The sequence below is a fragment of the Falsiroseomonas sp. RANM36 genome, from assembly GCF_056682175.1.
This window is the reverse complement of sequence record NZ_JBWXTD010000002.1, coordinates 783,803-799,602: the sequence shown is the minus strand read 5'-3', so window position 1 is coordinate 799,602 and position 15,800 is coordinate 783,803. Positions and strand designations below refer to the sequence as shown.

General features: G+C 72.7%; 14 protein-coding genes. 9 read left to right on the top strand and 5 right to left on the bottom strand.

What is annotated here, in order from left to right; all coding sequences use genetic code 11:
• Positions 1-2 precede the first annotated feature (2 nt).
• The 9 genes from AC1MIR_RS04705 to AC1MIR_RS04665 all read left to right on the top strand — a co-directional run bounded on the left by AC1MIR_RS04705 (position 3) and on the right by AC1MIR_RS04665 (position 11,476).
• Positions 3-1,631, top strand: a complete 1,629-nt coding sequence (locus tag AC1MIR_RS04705; RefSeq protein ID WP_480027007.1) for an ABC transporter substrate-binding protein — start codon at positions 3-5, stop codon at positions 1,629-1,631.
• Between the two features lie 4 nt (positions 1,632-1,635).
• On the top strand, positions 1,636-3,252 hold the full coding sequence (locus tag AC1MIR_RS04700; protein ID WP_480027006.1) for an ABC transporter substrate-binding protein: 1,617 nt from the start codon (positions 1,636-1,638) through the stop codon (positions 3,250-3,252).
• A gap of 3 nt (positions 3,253-3,255) precedes the next feature.
• Positions 3,256-4,869 (top strand): ABC transporter substrate-binding protein, encoded by a 1,614-nt coding sequence (locus AC1MIR_RS04695; RefSeq protein ID WP_480027005.1) that lies wholly within the window; start codon positions 3,256-3,258, stop codon positions 4,867-4,869.
• Between the two features lie 3 nt (positions 4,870-4,872).
• Positions 4,873-5,859: an ABC transporter ATP-binding protein gene (locus AC1MIR_RS04690; RefSeq protein ID WP_480027004.1), complete on the top strand. Its 987-nt coding sequence runs from the start codon at positions 4,873-4,875 to the stop codon at positions 5,857-5,859.
• Positions 5,856-6,863 carry an ABC transporter ATP-binding protein gene (locus tag AC1MIR_RS04685; RefSeq protein WP_480027003.1) on the top strand — a complete coding sequence of 336 codons (1,008 nt, stop codon included), beginning with the start codon at positions 5,856-5,858 and terminating at the stop codon, positions 6,861-6,863. The genes AC1MIR_RS04690 and AC1MIR_RS04685 overlap by 4 nt, the downstream gene beginning before the upstream one ends.
• Before the next feature lies 1 nt (position 6,864).
• Positions 6,865-7,800 (top strand): ABC transporter permease, encoded by a 936-nt coding sequence (locus AC1MIR_RS04680; RefSeq protein ID WP_480027002.1) that lies wholly within the window; start codon positions 6,865-6,867, stop codon positions 7,798-7,800.
• 1 nt (position 7,801) lies between these two features.
• On the top strand, positions 7,802-8,674 hold the full coding sequence (locus tag AC1MIR_RS04675; RefSeq protein ID WP_480027001.1) for an ABC transporter permease: 873 nt from the start codon (positions 7,802-7,804) through the stop codon (positions 8,672-8,674).
• A gap of 10 nt (positions 8,675-8,684) precedes the next feature.
• On the top strand, positions 8,685-10,106 hold the full coding sequence (locus AC1MIR_RS04670; protein ID WP_480027000.1) for an alkaline phosphatase family protein: 1,422 nt from the start codon (positions 8,685-8,687) through the stop codon (positions 10,104-10,106).
• Between the two features lie 98 nt (positions 10,107-10,204).
• Complete coding sequence (locus AC1MIR_RS04665) at positions 10,205-11,476, top strand: NAD(P)/FAD-dependent oxidoreductase (RefSeq protein WP_480026999.1); 1,272 nt, start codon at positions 10,205-10,207, stop codon at positions 11,474-11,476.
• A gap of 45 nt (positions 11,477-11,521) precedes the next feature.
• Here the strand turns inward: AC1MIR_RS04665 and AC1MIR_RS04660 are convergent, their stop codons facing one another.
• The 5 genes from AC1MIR_RS04660 to AC1MIR_RS04640 form a co-directional block, all read right to left on the bottom strand.
• Positions 11,522-11,803 (bottom strand): acyl carrier protein, encoded by a 282-nt coding sequence (locus AC1MIR_RS04660; RefSeq protein ID WP_480026998.1) that lies wholly within the window; start codon positions 11,801-11,803, stop codon positions 11,522-11,524.
• Positions 11,804-11,971: 168 nt separating this feature from the next.
• The gene (locus AC1MIR_RS04655; RefSeq protein WP_480026997.1) at positions 11,972-13,015 is read right to left on the bottom strand and encodes an L-idonate 5-dehydrogenase; all 1,044 of its coding nucleotides are present in this window, start codon (positions 13,013-13,015) and stop codon (positions 11,972-11,974) included.
• Positions 13,016-13,057: 42 nt separating this feature from the next.
• On the bottom strand, positions 13,058-14,293 hold the full coding sequence (locus AC1MIR_RS04650; RefSeq protein WP_480026996.1) for an HlyD family secretion protein: 1,236 nt from the start codon (positions 14,291-14,293) through the stop codon (positions 13,058-13,060).
• A 3-nt stretch (positions 14,294-14,296) separates the two neighbouring features.
• Positions 14,297-14,740: a hypothetical protein gene (locus AC1MIR_RS04645; RefSeq protein WP_480026995.1), complete on the bottom strand. Its 444-nt coding sequence runs from the start codon at positions 14,738-14,740 to the stop codon at positions 14,297-14,299.
• Positions 14,741-14,754: 14 nt separating this feature from the next.
• Positions 14,755-15,696, bottom strand: a complete 942-nt coding sequence (locus tag AC1MIR_RS04640) for a dihydrodipicolinate synthase family protein (protein ID WP_480026994.1) — start codon at positions 15,694-15,696, stop codon at positions 14,755-14,757.
• Positions 15,697-15,800 lie beyond the last annotated feature (104 nt).

Genomic DNA, 15,800 nt, shown 5'->3' with positions numbered 1-15,800 from the left:
GGATGTCGCCGATGATCCGTCGCCGCCTGCTGCTCGCCACGCCCGCCATCGCAGCGCTGCCGCGCTTCGCGATCGCGCAGGCGGACCAGCGCCCCGCCATCACCGTCGCCGTGCAGAAGGTGGTGAACTCCAACACGCTCGAGGTGCTGCGGGAGCAGTCCAATGTCGGGGAGCGCGTCTTCTACACCGCCATCTGGGAAGGGCTCATCGGCCGCAACTGGCTCGGCAAGCTGGAAAGCGTGCCGGGCCTCGCCACGGAATGGCGTCGCCTGGACGACCGCACCGTCGAGCTCACGCTCCGCCAGGGCGTGCGCTTCCACAATGGCGACGAGATGACGGCCGAGGACGTCGTGTTCTCCTTCGGGCGCGAGCGCATGTTCGGCACCGGCGAGGGCGCGCCGGCCTCCGGCACGCTCTTCGCGCGCATCCCCGGCCAGGGCATGCAGGGCAAGGAGTTGCCGCCCGAGGTCATCGCCGTCGCCCGCCGCAACTGGCCGGCGCTGGAGCGCGTGGTGGCGGTGGACAAGTACACCGTCCGCTTCGTCAACCGCACGCCCGACGTCACGATGGAAGGGCGCCTTGCCCGCTACGGCAGCGACATCCATTCGCGCCGCGGCTTCGAGGAGGCGGCGACCTGGCTCGACTGGGCGCGCAAGCCGATCACCACCGGCCCGTACATGGTCGCGGAGTTCCGCCCCGATGTCTCGCTGACGCTTGTGGCGCATGACCAGTATTGGGGCGGCCGCCCGCCGCTGCGCCAGATCCGCTTCGTGGAGGTGCCGGAAGTCGCCTCCCGCATCAATGGCCTGCTCTCCGGCGAATACACCTTCGCCTGCGACATCCCGCCCGACCAGATCACCGGAATCGAGCGCAACCGCGCCTTCGAAGTGCAGGGCGGCACCATCCTGAACCACCGCCTGTCCGTCTTCGACAAGAACCACCCGACGCTGCGCGACGCGCGGGTCCGCCGTGCGCTGACGCATGCGATCGACCGCCAGGCGATCGTGGACAGCCTCTGGGCCGGGCGCACCGTGGTGCCGAAGGGGCTGCAGTGGGACTACTACGGAGAGATGTTCATCACCGACTGGTCGGTGCCGCGCTACGACGTGGCGGAGGCCCGGCGGCTGCTGCGGGAGGCCGGCTATCGCGGCGACCCGATCCCCTATCGCCTGCTCAACAACTACTACACGAACCAGGTCGCCACCGCGCAGATCCTGGTCGAGATGTGGCGCGCCGCGGGTCTGAACGTGCAGATCGAGATGCGGGAGAACTGGGCGCAGATCTTCGACCGTTCCACCCCGCGCGCGATCCGCGACTGGTCGAACAGCGCGCCCTTCAACGACCCGGTCTCCTCCATCGTCAACCAGCACGGCCCGAACGGCCAGCAGCAGCAGGTCGGCGAATGGACCAATGAGGAGATGAACCGCCTCTCGGTCGAGCTCGAGACGAGCACGGACCGCGCCCGTCGCCGTGCGGTGTTCCGGCGCATGCTGGAGATCGCCGAGCGCGAGGACCCAGCCTTCACCGTGCTGCACCAGAACGCGACCTTCACCGCGAAGCGGCGCGACACGCCGTGGAAGGCCAGCCCCGCCTTCGCGATGGATTTCCGCGCCGGCAACTGGGGGGCCTGACGCGATGGTCTCCTTCTCTCGCCGCGCCGCCTTCGGCACCGCGGCCGCGCTCGTTCTGCCGCGCGTCGCGATCGCCCAGGCGGACCAGCGCCCGACGATCACCATCGCGGTGCAGAAGCTGGCCAACACCAACACGCTGGAGACTCTGCGCGAGCAGTCCAATGTCGGCAGCCGCACCTGGAACAGCTATGGCGAGACGCTGATCGAGCAGAGCTGGTCCGGTGATCTCGGCCTCAAGCCCGCGCTCGCCGAGAGCTGGCGTCGCATCGACGACCGGACGGTGGAGCTGACGCTGCGCGACGGCGTGCGCTTCCATGACGGGCGGATGATGACCGCCGAGGACGTTGCCTTCTCCTTCGGCGCGGAGCGGATGGGCTGGAACCTGACGGTCGAGCAGGCGCGCAACCTGTTCGGCACGGTGCCGGGCCGCACCCAGGGCCGCACGCCGCCGCCGGAGGTGCTCGCCGTGGCGCGCCGTACCTTCCCGGCCTTCGAGACGATCCAGATCGTGGATGCGCGCACGGTCCGCTTCGTCAACCGCGTGCCCGACGTGACGCTGGAAGGCCGGATCAGCCGCAACGTCGGCATGATCGTCAGCCGCGCCGCCTTCGAGGCGGCGCCGACCTGGCTCGACTGGGCGCGCCGGCCGGTCGGCACCGGTCCCTATCGCGTCGCGGAGTTCCGGCCCGACCAGCTGCTTCTGCTCGAAGCCTTCGACGACTACTGGGGCGGGCGTCCGCCGGTGGCGCGGCTGCGCTTCGTGGAGGTGCCGGAAGTCGCCTCCCGCATCAACATGCTGCTGACCGGCGAGGCGGATTTCGCCTGCGACATGCCGCCGGACCAGATCGGCACGGTGGAGCGCAACCCGCGCCACCAGGTGGTCGGCGGCACGATCATGAACCACCGCCTGACGGTGTTCGACAAGAACCATCCGCAGCTCGCCAACCCGCTGGTGCGCCGCGCCTTCACCCATGCGATCGACCGCCAGGCGATCGTGGAGGCGCTGTGGGGCGGCCGCACGGTCGTGCCGCGGGGTTTGCAATTCGAGTTCTACGGCGCGATGTACCAGCGCGACTGGGCGCCGCCGCGCCATGATCCGGCGGAGGCGCGGCGCCTGCTGCGCGAGGCCGGCTATCGCGGCGATCCGATCCCCTATCGCCTGCTCAACAACTACTACACGAACCAGGTCGCCACCGCGCAGATCCTGGTGGAGGGCTGGCGCCAGGCGGGCCTCAACGTGCAGATCGAGATGCGCGAGAACTTCCCGCAGGTCCTCTCGCGCGAAGGGCAGCGCGGCGTGCGCGACTGGTCGAACAGCGCGAGCTTCAACGACCCATCCGCCTCCATCACCAGCCAGCACGGGCCGCAGGGCCAGCAATGGCAGATCGGGGAGTGGCGCAACGAGGAATTCGGGCGCCTCTCGGAAGAGCTCGACACCTCGACCGACCGGGCGCGGCGGGCCGTGGTGTTCCGGCGCCTGCTGGAGATCGCGGAGCGCGAGGACCCTGCCTACACCGTGCTGCACCAGTCGGTGAACCTCACCGCGAAGCGTCGCGACCTGGGCTGGCAGCCGGTTCAGTCCTTCGTGATGGATTTCCGCAGCCGCAACTGGGGGGCCTGAGGCATGGCCGCGATCACCCGCCGCGGCGCGCTGCTCGCCGCGGCCGCCGCAACGCTCGCCCGGCCCGCGGCCGCGCAATCCGACGACCGGCCGACGCTGACCATAGCGGTGCAGCGCCTGTCCAACTCCAACACGCTGGAGCCGCCGCGGGAGCAGTCCAATGTCGGCTTCCGGCTGCACCACATCTACGCCGAGCCGCTGATCGAGACCGATTGGCTGGGCGATCTCTCGCTGCGTCCGGGCCTTGCGACCGGCTGGCGGCGGATCGACGCGCGCACGGTGGAGTTCACGCTGCGCGCGGGCGTGCGCTTCCATGACGGGCGGGAGATGACGGCGGAGGATGTCGCCTTCTCCTTCGGCCCACGCCTGTTCGGCACGCAGGGCGCGACCGGCGCGGGGCAGAGCACGGTGCTCGCCGGCACCACGGGCAAGGAGCCGCCGGCCGAGGTCATCGCCGTCGCCCGCCGCACCTATCCCGGGCTGGAGCGAATCGATGTGGTGGACCGCCATACCGTCCGCTTCGTCAACCGCACGCCCGACATCACGCTGGAAGGCCGCGTCGCGCAGAGCGTCGGCGCCGTCTTCTCCCGCGCCGCCTTCGACGCGGCGGAGAACTGGCTCGCCTGGGGCCGCGCGCCGGTCGGCACGGGCCCTTACCGCATCGCCGAGTATCGCCCCGACCGGATGCTGGTCTTCGAAGCGCATGACGCCTATTGGGGCGGCCGCCCGCCGGCGCGGCGCCTGCGCTTCGTGGAGGTCCCCGAGGTGTCGGGGCGGATGAACGGCCTGTTCTCGGGCGAATACGACTTCGCCTGCGACATCCCGCCCGACCAGGTCACGGTGGTCGAGCGCAATGCGCGCTTCGAGGTGCTGGGCAGCCCGATCAACAACATCCGCAAGCTCGCCTTCGACAAGTCGAACCCGGTGCTGGCCGATGCGCGCATCCGCCGCGCCATGACGCATCTGGTGGATCGCAAGACGATCGTGGATGCGCTCTGGGCCGGCCGCACCGAGATTCCGCGCGGCATGCAGCTCGAATCCTATGGTGCCATGTATCTGCGCGACTGGGAGAACCCGCGCTACGATCCGGCGGAGGCGCGCCGCCTGCTGCGGGAAGCGAACTACCGCGGCGAGCCGATCACCTACCGGCTGCTGAACAACTACTACACCAACCAGGTGAACAACGCGCAGATCGTGGTGGAATCCTTCCGCGCGGCCGGGCTCAACGTGCAGATCGAGATGAAGGAGAATTTCAGCCAGGTGACGGAGCGCTCGCCGGGACGCGGCCTGCGCGACTGGTCGAACACCTCGCTGTTCGGCGACCCGGTCGCCGGCATCCTCCGCGCCTTCGGCCCGCGCACCGAGGCGACGCGCACCGGGGAATGGATCAGCCCGGAGTTCGACCGCGTCAGCACCGCGCTCGAGACCGAAACCGACCTCGAGCGGCGCCGCGCGCATTTCCGCCGCGTGCTGGAACTGCTGGAGCGCGAGGACCCCGCCTACATCGTGCTGCACCAGGCCGCCGCCTTCACGGCCAAGCGACGCGACATCGCCTGGCGCGCCTCGAAGGGCTGGGCGATGGAGTTCCGCACCGGCAATCTCCGCGTGGGCGCCTGAGGCATGGCGGAGGCGCCGCTCGTCGCCCTGGAAGGGCTGACCGTCGCCTTCGACGGCCAGGCCGCGCTGCGCGGCATCGATCTCGCGATCGCGCCGGGCGAGGCGGTCGGCATGGTCGGCGAGTCCGGCTGCGGCAAGTCCGTGACCTGGCTCGCCGCGCTCGGCCTGCTGCCGTCGCGCGCGCGGATCGGCGGGCGGGCGCGGATCGGCGGGCAGGACCTGCTCGGCGCGCCGCCGGCGGTGCTCGACAGGGTGCGCGGCGGCAGGATCGCGATGATCTTCCAGGACCCCGCCAGCAGCCTCAATCCGGTCCACCGCATCGGGCGCCAGGTGACCGAGGCGCTGGCGCTGCATCGCGGCATCAGGGGCGCCGCCGCCCGGGAAGAGGCCAGGCGCCTGCTCGACCAGGTGGGCATCCCCGATGCCGCGCGCCGGCTCGATGCCTATCCGCATGAGCTGTCGGGCGGGCAGAACCAGCGCGTGATGATCGCTATCGCGCTGGCCGGCCGGCCCGAGCTGCTGGTGGCGGACGAGCCGACCACGGCGCTCGATGTCACGATCCAGGCGCAGATCCTCGACCTGCTCTCCGCGTTGCGGCGGGAGACGGGCATGGCGCTCGTGCTGATCAGCCACGACCTCGGCGTGGTGGCCGAGACCTGCGAGCGGGTGGCCGTGATGTATGCCGGCCGCATCGTGGAGGAGGCGCCGACGGCGCGGCTCTTCGCCGCCCCGGCGCATCCCTATACGCGCGGGCTGATCGGCGCGCTGCCGCCGATCGAGGGGCCGCGCCGGCCGCTCGCCGCAATACCGGGCGGCGTGCCGGAGCCCTGGGCCATGCCCCCCGGCTGCGCCTTCGCCCCGCGCTGCCCGCATCGCGTCGGCCCCTGCGATGCCGGCCTGCCGCCCGCCTCCTGGGTGGCGGAAGGCCATCGCGCCGCCTGCCTCCGCGCCACCGTCGCGCCGCTGCTGGCCGAGCGGGCCGTGGCATGACCGGGGGCGCGCCGCTGCTGCAGGCGGAAGGCCTGGTGCGGCGCTACGCGATGCGCCGCGGCGCCTTCGGGCGCAGCGTCGAGCTGCGGGCGGTCGCCGGCGTCTCGCTGACGATCGAGCGCGGGCGGACGCTGGGTCTCGTGGGCGAGTCGGGCTGCGGCAAGTCCACCACCGGGCGGCTCGTGCTCGGCATGGAGGCGCCGGATGCCGGCAGCGTCGCCTTCGAAGGCAAGCCGCTGCCGCCGCCGGGCAGCGCGGCCTGGCGGGCGCTGCGCGCGCGGATGCAGATGGTGTTCCAGGATCCGCTGGGCGCGCTGGATCGCCGCCTGCCGATCGGCGTGCAGGTGGCCGAGCCGCTCGAGATCCACGGCATCGGCGACAGGGCGGCGCGCGCCGCGCGTGTCGAGGCGCTGATGCAGGCGGTCGGCCTGCGGGCCGACCAGGCCGCGCGCTACCCGCATGAGCTCTCGGGCGGGCAGCGCCAGCGCGCCGTGCTGGCCCGCGCACTGGCGACCGAGCCGGCGCTGCTGGTTTGCGACGAGCCGATCAGCGCGCTCGATGTCTCGATCCAGGCGCAGGTGATGAACCTGCTCGTCGAGCTGCAGGCGCGCTTCGGCATGGGCATGCTCTTTGTCAGCCACGACCTGCGCGCGGTGCGCCAGGTGAGCCACCGCGTGGCGGTGATGTATCTCGGCCAGGTCGTGGAGGAGGGCGAGCCGGATGCGGTGCTGCACGACCCCGCGCATCCCTATTCCCGGGCGCTGGTCTCGGCGATCCCGCATCCCGGCAGGGGCGGGCGGCGGATGGTGCTGCAGGGCGACCCGCCGAACCCCGCCGACCGTCCCTCCGGCTGCGCCTTCCATCCGCGCTGCCCGGTGGCGGGCGCGCTCTGCGCGCGGGAGGCGCCGGCGCTGAAGCCGCGGGCGGATGGGCGCCTCGTCGCGTGCCACGTCGCGCAGGGCGACGTCGCCGCGGGACACGGCCTGGCCTTGGAGACCGCCTGAGATGCTCCGCTTCCTCGCCGGACGGCTCGGCCGCGCCGCGCTGACCATCGCGATGGTCGTCACCTTCGCCTTCGTGGTGCTGCGGCTGTCCGGCGATCCGGCGCAGATCATCATGGGCGCCGACGCGCCGCCCGAGGCGGTGGATGCGTTCCGCGCGGCCTGGGGCCTCGACCGGCCGGTCTGGCAGCAATACTTCCACTATTTCGGCGCCATCCTCTCGGGCGATCTCGGGCGGTCCATGCGCGACGGGCGGGACGCCATCGTCCTGGTGGCGGAGCGCATCCCGGCGACGCTGGCGCTGACGCTGCCGGCGCTGGCGATCAAGATCGGCCTCGGCATCCCGGCCGGCATCTACGCCGCGCTGCACCGCAACTCGCTGGCGGACCGCATGGTGATGGTGGTGGCGGTGGCGGGCTTCACCGTGCCCTCCTTCGTGCTCGGGCTGCTGCTGGTGCTGGTCTTCGCCGTGCAGCTCGGCTGGCTGCCCTCCGGCGGGCAGGAAAGCTGGCGGCATGCGATCCTGCCGGTGATCACCCTCGGCCTCGGCGGCGCGGCGGTGCTGGCGCGCTTCACGCGCAGCGCCATGCTGGAGGTGCTGGGCCAGCCCTATATCCGCACCGCAAGCGCCAAGGGCGTGCCCTGGCGCGCGGTGGTGACGCGCCATGCCCTGCCCAACGCCGCGATCCCCACGGTGACGATCATCGGCTTCATGGTGGGCTCCTTGATCGCCGGCGCGGTGGTGGTGGAGAGCGTCTTCTCCTGGCCGGGCGTCGGGCGGCTGCTGGTGGTGGCGGTGTCGAACCGCGACCTGGCGGTGGTGCAGTGCATCCTGTTGCTGGTGGCGACGACGATGGTTTGCGCGAACCTCGTCGTGGACCTGCTCTACGGCCTGCTCGATCCGCGGCTGCGCAGCGCGCCGCGCAGGGCAGGGGCCTGAGATGCCGGAAGCGCCGCTCCCCCTCGCCGAGGCTCCCGCGCGCACCCGGCGCCCCGGCCCGCCGCCGCTGGTGGTCTTCGGCCTGTGCTGGCTTGGGCTGATGCTCGCCGTCGCGCTGCTGGCGGACCTGATCAGCCCCTATGCCTACACCGCGCTCGATCTGCGCAACCGGCTCTCGCCGCCGGTCGGCCTCGGCGGCACCTGGCTGCATCCGCTCGGCACCGACGAGCTCGGCCGCGACGTGCTGGCGCGGCTGATCTATTCGATCCGCACCAGCCTGCTGATCGCCTTCGGCGCCACGATCATCGGGGCGGTGATCGGCACCAGCCTCGGCTTCCTCGCCGCGCATTTCCGTGGGCTGGTGGAGCAGGCGGTGCTGGTGCTGGTGGATTTCTCCGCTTCGCTGCCCTTCCTGATCCTGGCGCTGGCGGTACTGGCCTTCTTCGGCAATTCGATGGTGCTGCTGGTCTGCCTGCTCGGCCTGCATGCCTGGGAACGCTACGCCCGCATCGCGCGCGGCCTGGCGCTGAGCGCCGGCGCGCAGGGCTACGCGGCGGCGGTGCGCCAGCTCGGCGCATCGCCCTGGCGGCTCTACGGGCGGCATGTGCTGCCGAACATCGCCTCGACCCTGATCGTCTCCATGACGCTCGCCTTCCCGGAGGTGATCCTGCTGGAAAGCGGGCTCTCCTTCCTCGGGCTCGGCGTGCAGCCGCCGGCGACCTCGCTCGGCTCGATGGTCGGCTATGGGCGGGAGTATCTCACGCGGGCGCCCTGGATCCTGCTCGCGCCCGCGGCCACCATCGTCCTGACCACGCTCTCCGTGTCGCTGATCGGCGACTGGCTGCGCGACCGGCTGGATCCCACCCTGCGCTGAGGGACGCCTGATGGCACGCATCGTGATGCTCGCGCTGGACGGGCTGCGGCCCGACATGGTCTCGCCGGACGCGACGCCGCACCTGCACGCGCTGGCGGCCGGGGGCGTGCGCTTCGTCCATGCGCGCAGCGTCTTCCCCTCGGAGACGCGGGTCGCCACGCCCTCGCTGATCACCGGCTGCCGGCCGGGCGGGCACGGCATGGTGGCGAACACGCTCTACGACGCCGCCGCGGCGCCGGAGCGGCTGCTGCGCACCAAGCTGGTGGCGGACCTGATGGCGATGGCAGGCGGGCGGGAATCGCCGCTGCTGCGGCCGAGCCTGGCGGAGCGCCTGGCCGCGGCCGGCCGCAGCTTCGCGCTGGTCAGCGCCGGCACGGCGGGCGCCGCGCGGCTGCTGCACCCGGCCGCCGAGCGGCTCGGGATGTTCCGCTGGAATGTCGAGGAGGAGGCGGGCGCGGCCGCTGCCGCCATGCGCGACCGCTTCGGCCCGACGCCTGTCCATGCCGTGCCGAACATCCCGCGCCTGCGCCACGCCGCGCGCGTGCTGATCGAGCATGTGCTGACCGAGTTGCGGCCGGATGTGGCGTTGGCCTGGCTGTCGGAACCCGATGTCTCCTTCCACTGGGGCGGCCTCGGCTGCGCCCATGCGCAGGAGGCGCTGCGCGAGGCCGACCGGATCGTCGGACAGGTGGTGGCCTGGCGCGACGCCCAGCCCGATGGGGCGGAGATCGCGATCGTCGTGCTCTCCGACCACGGCCATGTCACGGGCCGCGGCAAGCTCTCGCTGCGGGCCGAGCTGAACCGCGCCGGCTTCCGCGCCGGGACGGGCATGGGGGAGGCCACCGACATCGTCGTGGCGCCGGCCGCCGCGCCGGGCCTCTGGCTGCGCGACCCCGCGCTCGCGCCGCAGCTTGCCGAATGGCTCGCCGCGCAGCCCTGGTGCGGGCCGCTGCTCGCGCGCGATCCCGCGATCCTGCCGGAGGGCGCGGCGCTGCCGCTCGACCTGCTCGGCAGCGGGCATGCCCGCAGCGCCGACCTGGTGGTGACCTTCGCGGGCTCGCAGGAGGCCGACGAATGGGGCCTGCCCGGCCATGCGCCCTTCGACGCGCCGGACGTGCCGGAAGGCGGCGGGATGCATGGCGGGCTGCACCGGGCGGAGCTCGCCACGGTGCTGGTGATGCAGGGCGGACCGCTGCGGCGCGAGGCGGTGGTGCAGGCGCCCTGCGACCTCACCGACATCGCGCCGACCGTGCTGCACCTGCTGGGCCTGCCCGCCGAGGGGATGGAGGGTCGCGCGCTGCGCGAGGCGTGGGACGCGGCGGCCGATGCGCCGCCCGTCGCCGAGGCCATCGCCCTGCCGCGCGGCTTCGTGCTGGACGCGATGCGCAGCGCCGGCGGCAGGCTCTACCCGGGCGGCCTGCGGCGCGGCTGAGCGGCGCCCGCCGCGCCTTGCGGCGTTGACGGATCGCCTTCGCCCGCGGCGATACTCCCCGGCGGAGACGCCGCGGCGGAGGACGGGATGTCGGCAGGATGACGGAACGGGACCCGGCTGCCGGGGCGCGCAGCGTCCTCGTCATCGGCGCGGGCATCGTCGGCCTGGCGCTGGCCTTCCGGCTGCAGCGCGAAGGCGCGCAGGTGGCGGTGGTGGACCCCGAGCCGCCCGGCGAGGGCGGCGCAAGCTTCGGCAATGCGGGCGCGATCAGCGCGAGCTCGGTCGCGCCGCTCGCCATGCCGGGTCTTCTGAAGCAGGTGCCGCGCATGCTGCTCGATCCGGCGGCGCCGCTGCATGTGCCGGCCAGCTATTGGCTGCGCGCCGCGCCCTGGCTGCTGCGCTTCGTCGCCGCGGCGCGGCCGGCGTCGGTCGCGCGGGCCGCGGCGGCGCTCGATTCCCTGCTGCGCCTCGCGACCGAGCAGCATCTGGCCCTCGCGGCCGAGATCGGCGTGCCGGAGCTGATCCGCCCGACCGGCAATCTCCATCTCTATCGCAGCGCGGAGCAGCTTCGGAAGGACACCGCCGCCTGGGACCTGCGGCGGGCGCATGGCGCACGGGTGGAGGTGCTGGACCGCGCGGGCATCCTGGCGCTGGAGCCGGAGGTCGCCCCGGCCTACCAGGTCGGGGTCTTCCTGCCGGACCATGCCTGGTGCGCCGGGCCGCATCGCTATGCGCAGGCCGTCGCGGCGGCCTTCCTGCAGGCGGGCGGCGAGATCCGCCGCGACCGCGTCCGCGCGCTGACCACCGCCGGGGGGCGCGTGACCGGCGCGGAGGGGGAGGGTCAGCGGCATACGGCGGAGGCGGTCGTGGTCGCGGCGGGCGCCTGGTCGGCCCGGCTGCTCGCGCCGCTCGGCTACCGCATCCCGCTGGAAAGCCAGCGCGGCTACCATGTGAACCTTCCGGATGCCGGGATCGCGATCGGGCGGCCGGTGGTGCCCGCCGACCGCAAGGTGTTCATCACCCCGATGGAAGGCGCGCTGCGCGTGGCCGGCACCGTGGAGTTCGGCGGCCTCGACGCCGCGCCCAACGAGGCGCGTGCGAAGCTGCTCTACGATGACCTCGCCGCGGTCTTCCCGAAGGCGCGGCGCGACGGCGCGGCGGGGTTCTGGATGGGCCACCGGCCCTGCCTGCCGGATTCCGTGCCGGTCATCGGGCCGGCCCGGCGCATCGCGGGGCTGTGGCTGGCCTTCGGGCACGGGCATCTCGGCCTGACCGGGGCGGCGCCGACGGCCCTGGCCCTGGCACCGGCCATCCTCGGGCGCCAGGGCAACCTGGACTTCGCCCCCTTCGCGGCCGAGCGCTTCGCCTGATCCCGGCACAGGGCGCCGGCAGCCCCTGCCGGCCGCCGCGCCCGATCAGTTGTAGACGCGGCGTTCCAGCGCGTGCTTGGCGGCGACCAGGCGCAGCAGGTCCGCCACCGTCTCGCAGGCTTCGGCCTCGTCCTCGCGGATCGCGATGCCGTAGCGGACATCCAGCGTGACGACGACCTCGTTCCGGTCGTGCTCGTCGCAGGCCAGCGCCTCGGCCAGGTCGAGATCCAGCGAAGCCCGCTCATGCGACACGCCCAGCACCTCGGCCAGCACCGTGCGGAGACGGGGCAGGTGCGGGATGCTCGGAATGGCGGCGAGTTGCAGCATGACCCTTCGGGACTGTCACCAACGCATTGCCGTAGCAGATACCCGCGCAGTTTTTCCAGCCCGGAATCGCGGCGCGGCCCATCGCGGGAACGAATGTTCCCATCCGTCGCCGCCGTGCCGCATGCCGGCTGTGGAGCAGGCGGGCCGGACCGCCCCGGGAGCCGGGCCTCAGCCGAAGCTGAGCTGCACCTTCATCGCGGCGCGGCGGTCGGCGGCCAGGGCGAAGGCGGCCTCGGCCTCCGCCAGGGGGCGTGTGGCGGTGATGAGCGGCCGGACGTCGATCTCGCGCCGCGCGATCAGGCCGGCCGCGACCTCGAATTCCGGATGGAAGCGGAAGCTGCCGGCGAGCCGCAGTTCCTTCGCCACCACCGTGTTCATCGGCACGTCGAAGGCGCCGCCGATGCCCACCTGCACGATCGTGCCGCGCGGGCGCACGCAGGCGATCGCCTGGGCCAGGGCGCGCGGGTTGCCGCTGCATTCGAAGGCGATGTCGAAACGGCCCTTGTCCGCCTCCTCCGCCGCCAGCGCGGCGCGGTCCGCCGCGACATTCACCGCCGCATCGGCGCCGAGCCGCCGGGCGAAGGCCAGCGGTTCCTCCACCACCTCGGTTGCCGTCAGCCAGGCCGCGCCGGCATGCCGGGCGGCCAGCAGGACGACGGCGCCGATCGGGCCGAAGCCGGTGATCAGCACGCGCTTGCCGCGGATGTCGCCGGCCTGGGCCACGGCATGCAGCGCGACGGCGAGTGGCTCGCTCATCGCCGCCTCGCCGATCGAGACGGCATCGCCCACCTTCACGCATTGCCGCGCCGCGCAGACCAGGTGCCGCCGGAACCCGCCCTGGATGTGCGGCAAGCGCATCGCGCTGCCGTAGAAGCGCATGTCGAGGCAGTGCTGCGGCTCGCCCCGCGCGCAGTATTCGCAGGCGCCGCAGGGGCTGGAGGGGTTCACCGCGACCCGTTCGCCCGCCGCCAGCCCCTGCACGCCGGCGCCGAGCGCGGCGACGGTGCCGGCGATCTCGTGGCCGAGGATCATCGGCTGGCGCAGGCGCACCGTGCCGAAGCCGCCATCGAGCCAGTAATGCAGGTCGGAGCCGCAGATGCCGCCGGCACCGACCTCCACCACCACATCGCCCGGCCCGGGGGCGGGGAGGTCCACGGCCTCCACGCGCAGGTCGCGCGCGGCGTGCAGGACGGCGGCTTCGGTGGTGGCCATGGCGTTTCCTCCTCGCATCGGTCGAGCCGGGCGGCAGCGGGCTCAATGCCCGCCGAATACCAGGGTCTTGAAGGGCATGAGCACCGTCTGGATGCGCAGCAGCAGGGCATGGACGACGCCCACCGCGTCCACCGCATGCAGCGCGAGGCGCCGCCACGCCGGCAGCGCCGGGTCCTGCAGCGCCTCGTGGTTCGAGGTGTAGGCGTTGGCGATGCAGCTGCTGCCCGGCACCACGCCGTCGAGCCCGCCTTCATGGAGCGGCTCGAGCAGGACGAGCACGGTGCCGGGCTGGCGGACGAATTGCTGCAGGTCCAGCAGCTGGTCGGTGCTGCGCAACTGGCCCGCGGCGATGAAGCCCTGCTCATGCGTGACCACCATCGGGATCACCACCCAGGGCCGGGAGGCGCAGGTGGCCTCGGCCAGCATCCCTGGGCGCACCACCTGCGCCTCGATCTGCCCGAAGCCCGCGGCCAGCACCGGGCGCAGCACGCCGCGCGTCTCCGGCACCAGCACGCCGGCCGGGCGCAGCATCGGGTTCACCAGATCGCCTTCCTGCAGGATGAACTGCTCGACGCGGCCGTCGATGCCGGCGCGCACCACGGTCTTGTCGAGCTCGGCCTGCGCCTGGGCGAGTGCCGCCTGCGCGCTGGCGCGCTGTGCCGGCAGCTGCTCCGCGATGCGTGCCTCCACGGCCTGCTTCGAGGCCTCCGCCGCGGCGACGCCGGCCTGGCGCATGCGCACCAGCACCTCCAGCCGCTCCGCCTCGCGCCGCGACACCACGTCGCGCTGGGCGAGCTGCGACTTGGTCTCGAACTCGTCGAGCGCCTGCTGCAGGTTCCACTGCGCTTCCAGCATGCGCGCCTCGGCCTGGGCGAGATCGGCGCGTGCCAGGGCGAAGCCGGCATCCACCTCGGCGATCTCGCGCTGCGCGCGCTCCAACGCCGTGCGCTGCGAGCGGTCATCCAGCCGGAACAGCGGCTGTCCGGCCGTGACGCGCTCGCTGCCGCGCACATGCACCTCGGCGACGCGCCCCACCGTCTCGGGCAGGATCGGCACGCTGCGATACACGGCGCTGACATAGGCGGTCGAGGGATGGAAGTAGAAGACCGCGGTGATCAGGCCGATGGTCAGCAGCAGGCATGTCACGATGCCCCAGCGCAGCTCGAACCACACCGAGAACAGCGTGATGTCCCGCCCCAGCCGCTTGCCTTGCACGTAGCGGCGGAACAGGTAGTCCGGCACCAGGGTGAACAGCGCGCAGATCAGCAGCTCCAGCATCGCTCAGGCGTCCAGCCGGCGGGTGGCGTGCTGCGCTCGCGCCGTGTCGTCGTCGGCCGGGCCGGCATGGGCGGGCCGTGCCACCGGCCCTTCGGTCGTGTCGCCCGCGCCGGGCGGGAAGCCGGCGATCTTCTCCGTCGATCCGGCGATGCGCCGCATCGGCCCGGTGAGGTCGGGGATGTCGATCAGCGCCAGCAGCAGCCCGGCCACCCAGAAGGCGTGGACATGGGTGAACAGCGCGAGCAGGCCGAGCACGGCGACCAGTTCGAACTGCAGCTTCTGCCCGCGATGCGCCAGCCGCTCCGGCAGGGTGTGCAGGCGCAGGAACAGCAGCCCGAAGGCCACCAGGGCGACGAGCAGCGTCGCCGCGGCCACCACCATCAGCGGATCGGAGCCATCCGGCCCGGGCAGGAAGAAGGGCAGGTGGTGCGGCGCTGCGGGATGCATGGCGGCGCCAGGCACTATGCCGCCGGCGCGAGGCGCGCCCGCGGATCGTGCCGCCCGACGCGGGCGAGCAGGTATTCCACCTCCTGCCGCGCCTTGGCCGACATCGCGGCACCCGGGCGGCGCTGCGCGTCGGAGGCCAGGATGCCGCGGCGCATCAGCACGTATTTCCGCACGGCGAGCCCGACGCCCGGCTGCAATTCGTAGCGGATCAGCGGCAGATGCGCGTCGAAGAGGTCATGCGCGCGGTCGCGCTCCCCGGCCTGCGCCAGCCGCACGAGCTCCACCAGCATGTCCGGGAAGGCGTAGCCGGTCATGGCGCCGTCGGCGCCGCGCTCCATCTCGAAATCGAGGAAGATGCCGCCATTGCCGCACAGGATGCTGATCGCGCGCATCGAGCCCTCGGCCTGGAACTTCCGCAGCGCGCTGATCTTCTCGAGCCCCGGCCAGTCCTCATGCTTCAGCATGACGCAGGAGGGGAGCTCGGTGACGATGCGGCGGATGATGCCGGGCGTCATCTGCACCTGGAAGAGCTGCGGATAGTCCTGCAGCACCCAGGGGATGTCGCTGCCGATCGCCTCCACCGCCTGGTGGAAATAGCCGACGATCGCCTCGTCGTGGCGCAGATGGCTCGGCGGCGCGATCATCACGCCCGCCGCACCCGCCTCCATCACGCCATGGGCCAGCGCGCGCATCGCGGCGAAGCCTGGCGCAGTGACGCCGACGATGATGCCCGCCTTGCCCGCGCGGCGGATGATGCGCCGGCTGATCTCCAGCGATTCCGCGCCGTCCAGCTTCGGCGCCTCCCCCATCACGCCGAGGATGGTCATGCCGTCGCAGCCCGACTGCAGGAAGAAGTCCGTCATGCGGTCGGTGCTGGCCTCGTCCACGCGGCCATCCGGGTGGAAGGGCGTGGGCGCGATGACGTAGACGCCCTTGGCGGTGTGATCGAGGGGCATGGAGACGGAATTCCTGCGCTGGCGGAGCCGCGATCATCATGGCCGCGGGCCACCTCGTAAAGCCCGCCCGGGTTCCCCCGCTTCGCGCGCCGGCCGGCGTTCCC

Excerpts from the sequence above, each read along its gene's own strand:
- AC1MIR_RS04665 (WP_480026999.1), top strand. The coding sequence starts at position 10,205 with ATGACGGAACGGGACCCGGCTGCCGGGGCGCGCAGCGTCCTCGTCATC.
- AC1MIR_RS04675 (WP_480027001.1), top strand. The coding sequence starts at position 7,802 with ATGCCGGAAGCGCCGCTCCCCCTCGCCGAGGCTCCCGCGCGCACCCGG.
- AC1MIR_RS04695 (WP_480027005.1), top strand. The coding sequence starts at position 3,256 with ATGGCCGCGATCACCCGCCGCGGCGCGCTGCTCGCCGCGGCCGCCGCA.
- AC1MIR_RS04670 (WP_480027000.1), top strand. The coding sequence starts at position 8,685 with ATGGCACGCATCGTGATGCTCGCGCTGGACGGGCTGCGGCCCGACATG.
- AC1MIR_RS04640 (WP_480026994.1), bottom strand. The coding sequence starts at position 15,696 with ATGCCCCTCGATCACACCGCCAAGGGCGTCTACGTCATCGCGCCCACG.
- AC1MIR_RS04690 (WP_480027004.1), top strand. The coding sequence starts at position 4,873 with ATGGCGGAGGCGCCGCTCGTCGCCCTGGAAGGGCTGACCGTCGCCTTC.
- AC1MIR_RS04700 (WP_480027006.1), top strand. The coding sequence starts at position 1,636 with ATGGTCTCCTTCTCTCGCCGCGCCGCCTTCGGCACCGCGGCCGCGCTC.
- AC1MIR_RS04680 (WP_480027002.1), top strand. The coding sequence starts at position 6,865 with ATGCTCCGCTTCCTCGCCGGACGGCTCGGCCGCGCCGCGCTGACCATC.
- AC1MIR_RS04650 (WP_480026996.1), bottom strand. The coding sequence starts at position 14,293 with ATGCTGGAGCTGCTGATCTGCGCGCTGTTCACCCTGGTGCCGGACTAC.
- AC1MIR_RS04655 (WP_480026997.1), bottom strand. The coding sequence starts at position 13,015 with ATGGCCACCACCGAAGCCGCCGTCCTGCACGCCGCGCGCGACCTGCGC.
- AC1MIR_RS04645 (WP_480026995.1), bottom strand. The coding sequence starts at position 14,740 with ATGCATCCCGCAGCGCCGCACCACCTGCCCTTCTTCCTGCCCGGGCCG.
- AC1MIR_RS04660 (WP_480026998.1), bottom strand. The coding sequence starts at position 11,803 with ATGCTGCAACTCGCCGCCATTCCGAGCATCCCGCACCTGCCCCGTCTC.
- AC1MIR_RS04705 (WP_480027007.1), top strand. The coding sequence starts at position 3 with ATGTCGCCGATGATCCGTCGCCGCCTGCTGCTCGCCACGCCCGCCATC.
- AC1MIR_RS04685 (WP_480027003.1), top strand. The coding sequence starts at position 5,856 with ATGACCGGGGGCGCGCCGCTGCTGCAGGCGGAAGGCCTGGTGCGGCGC.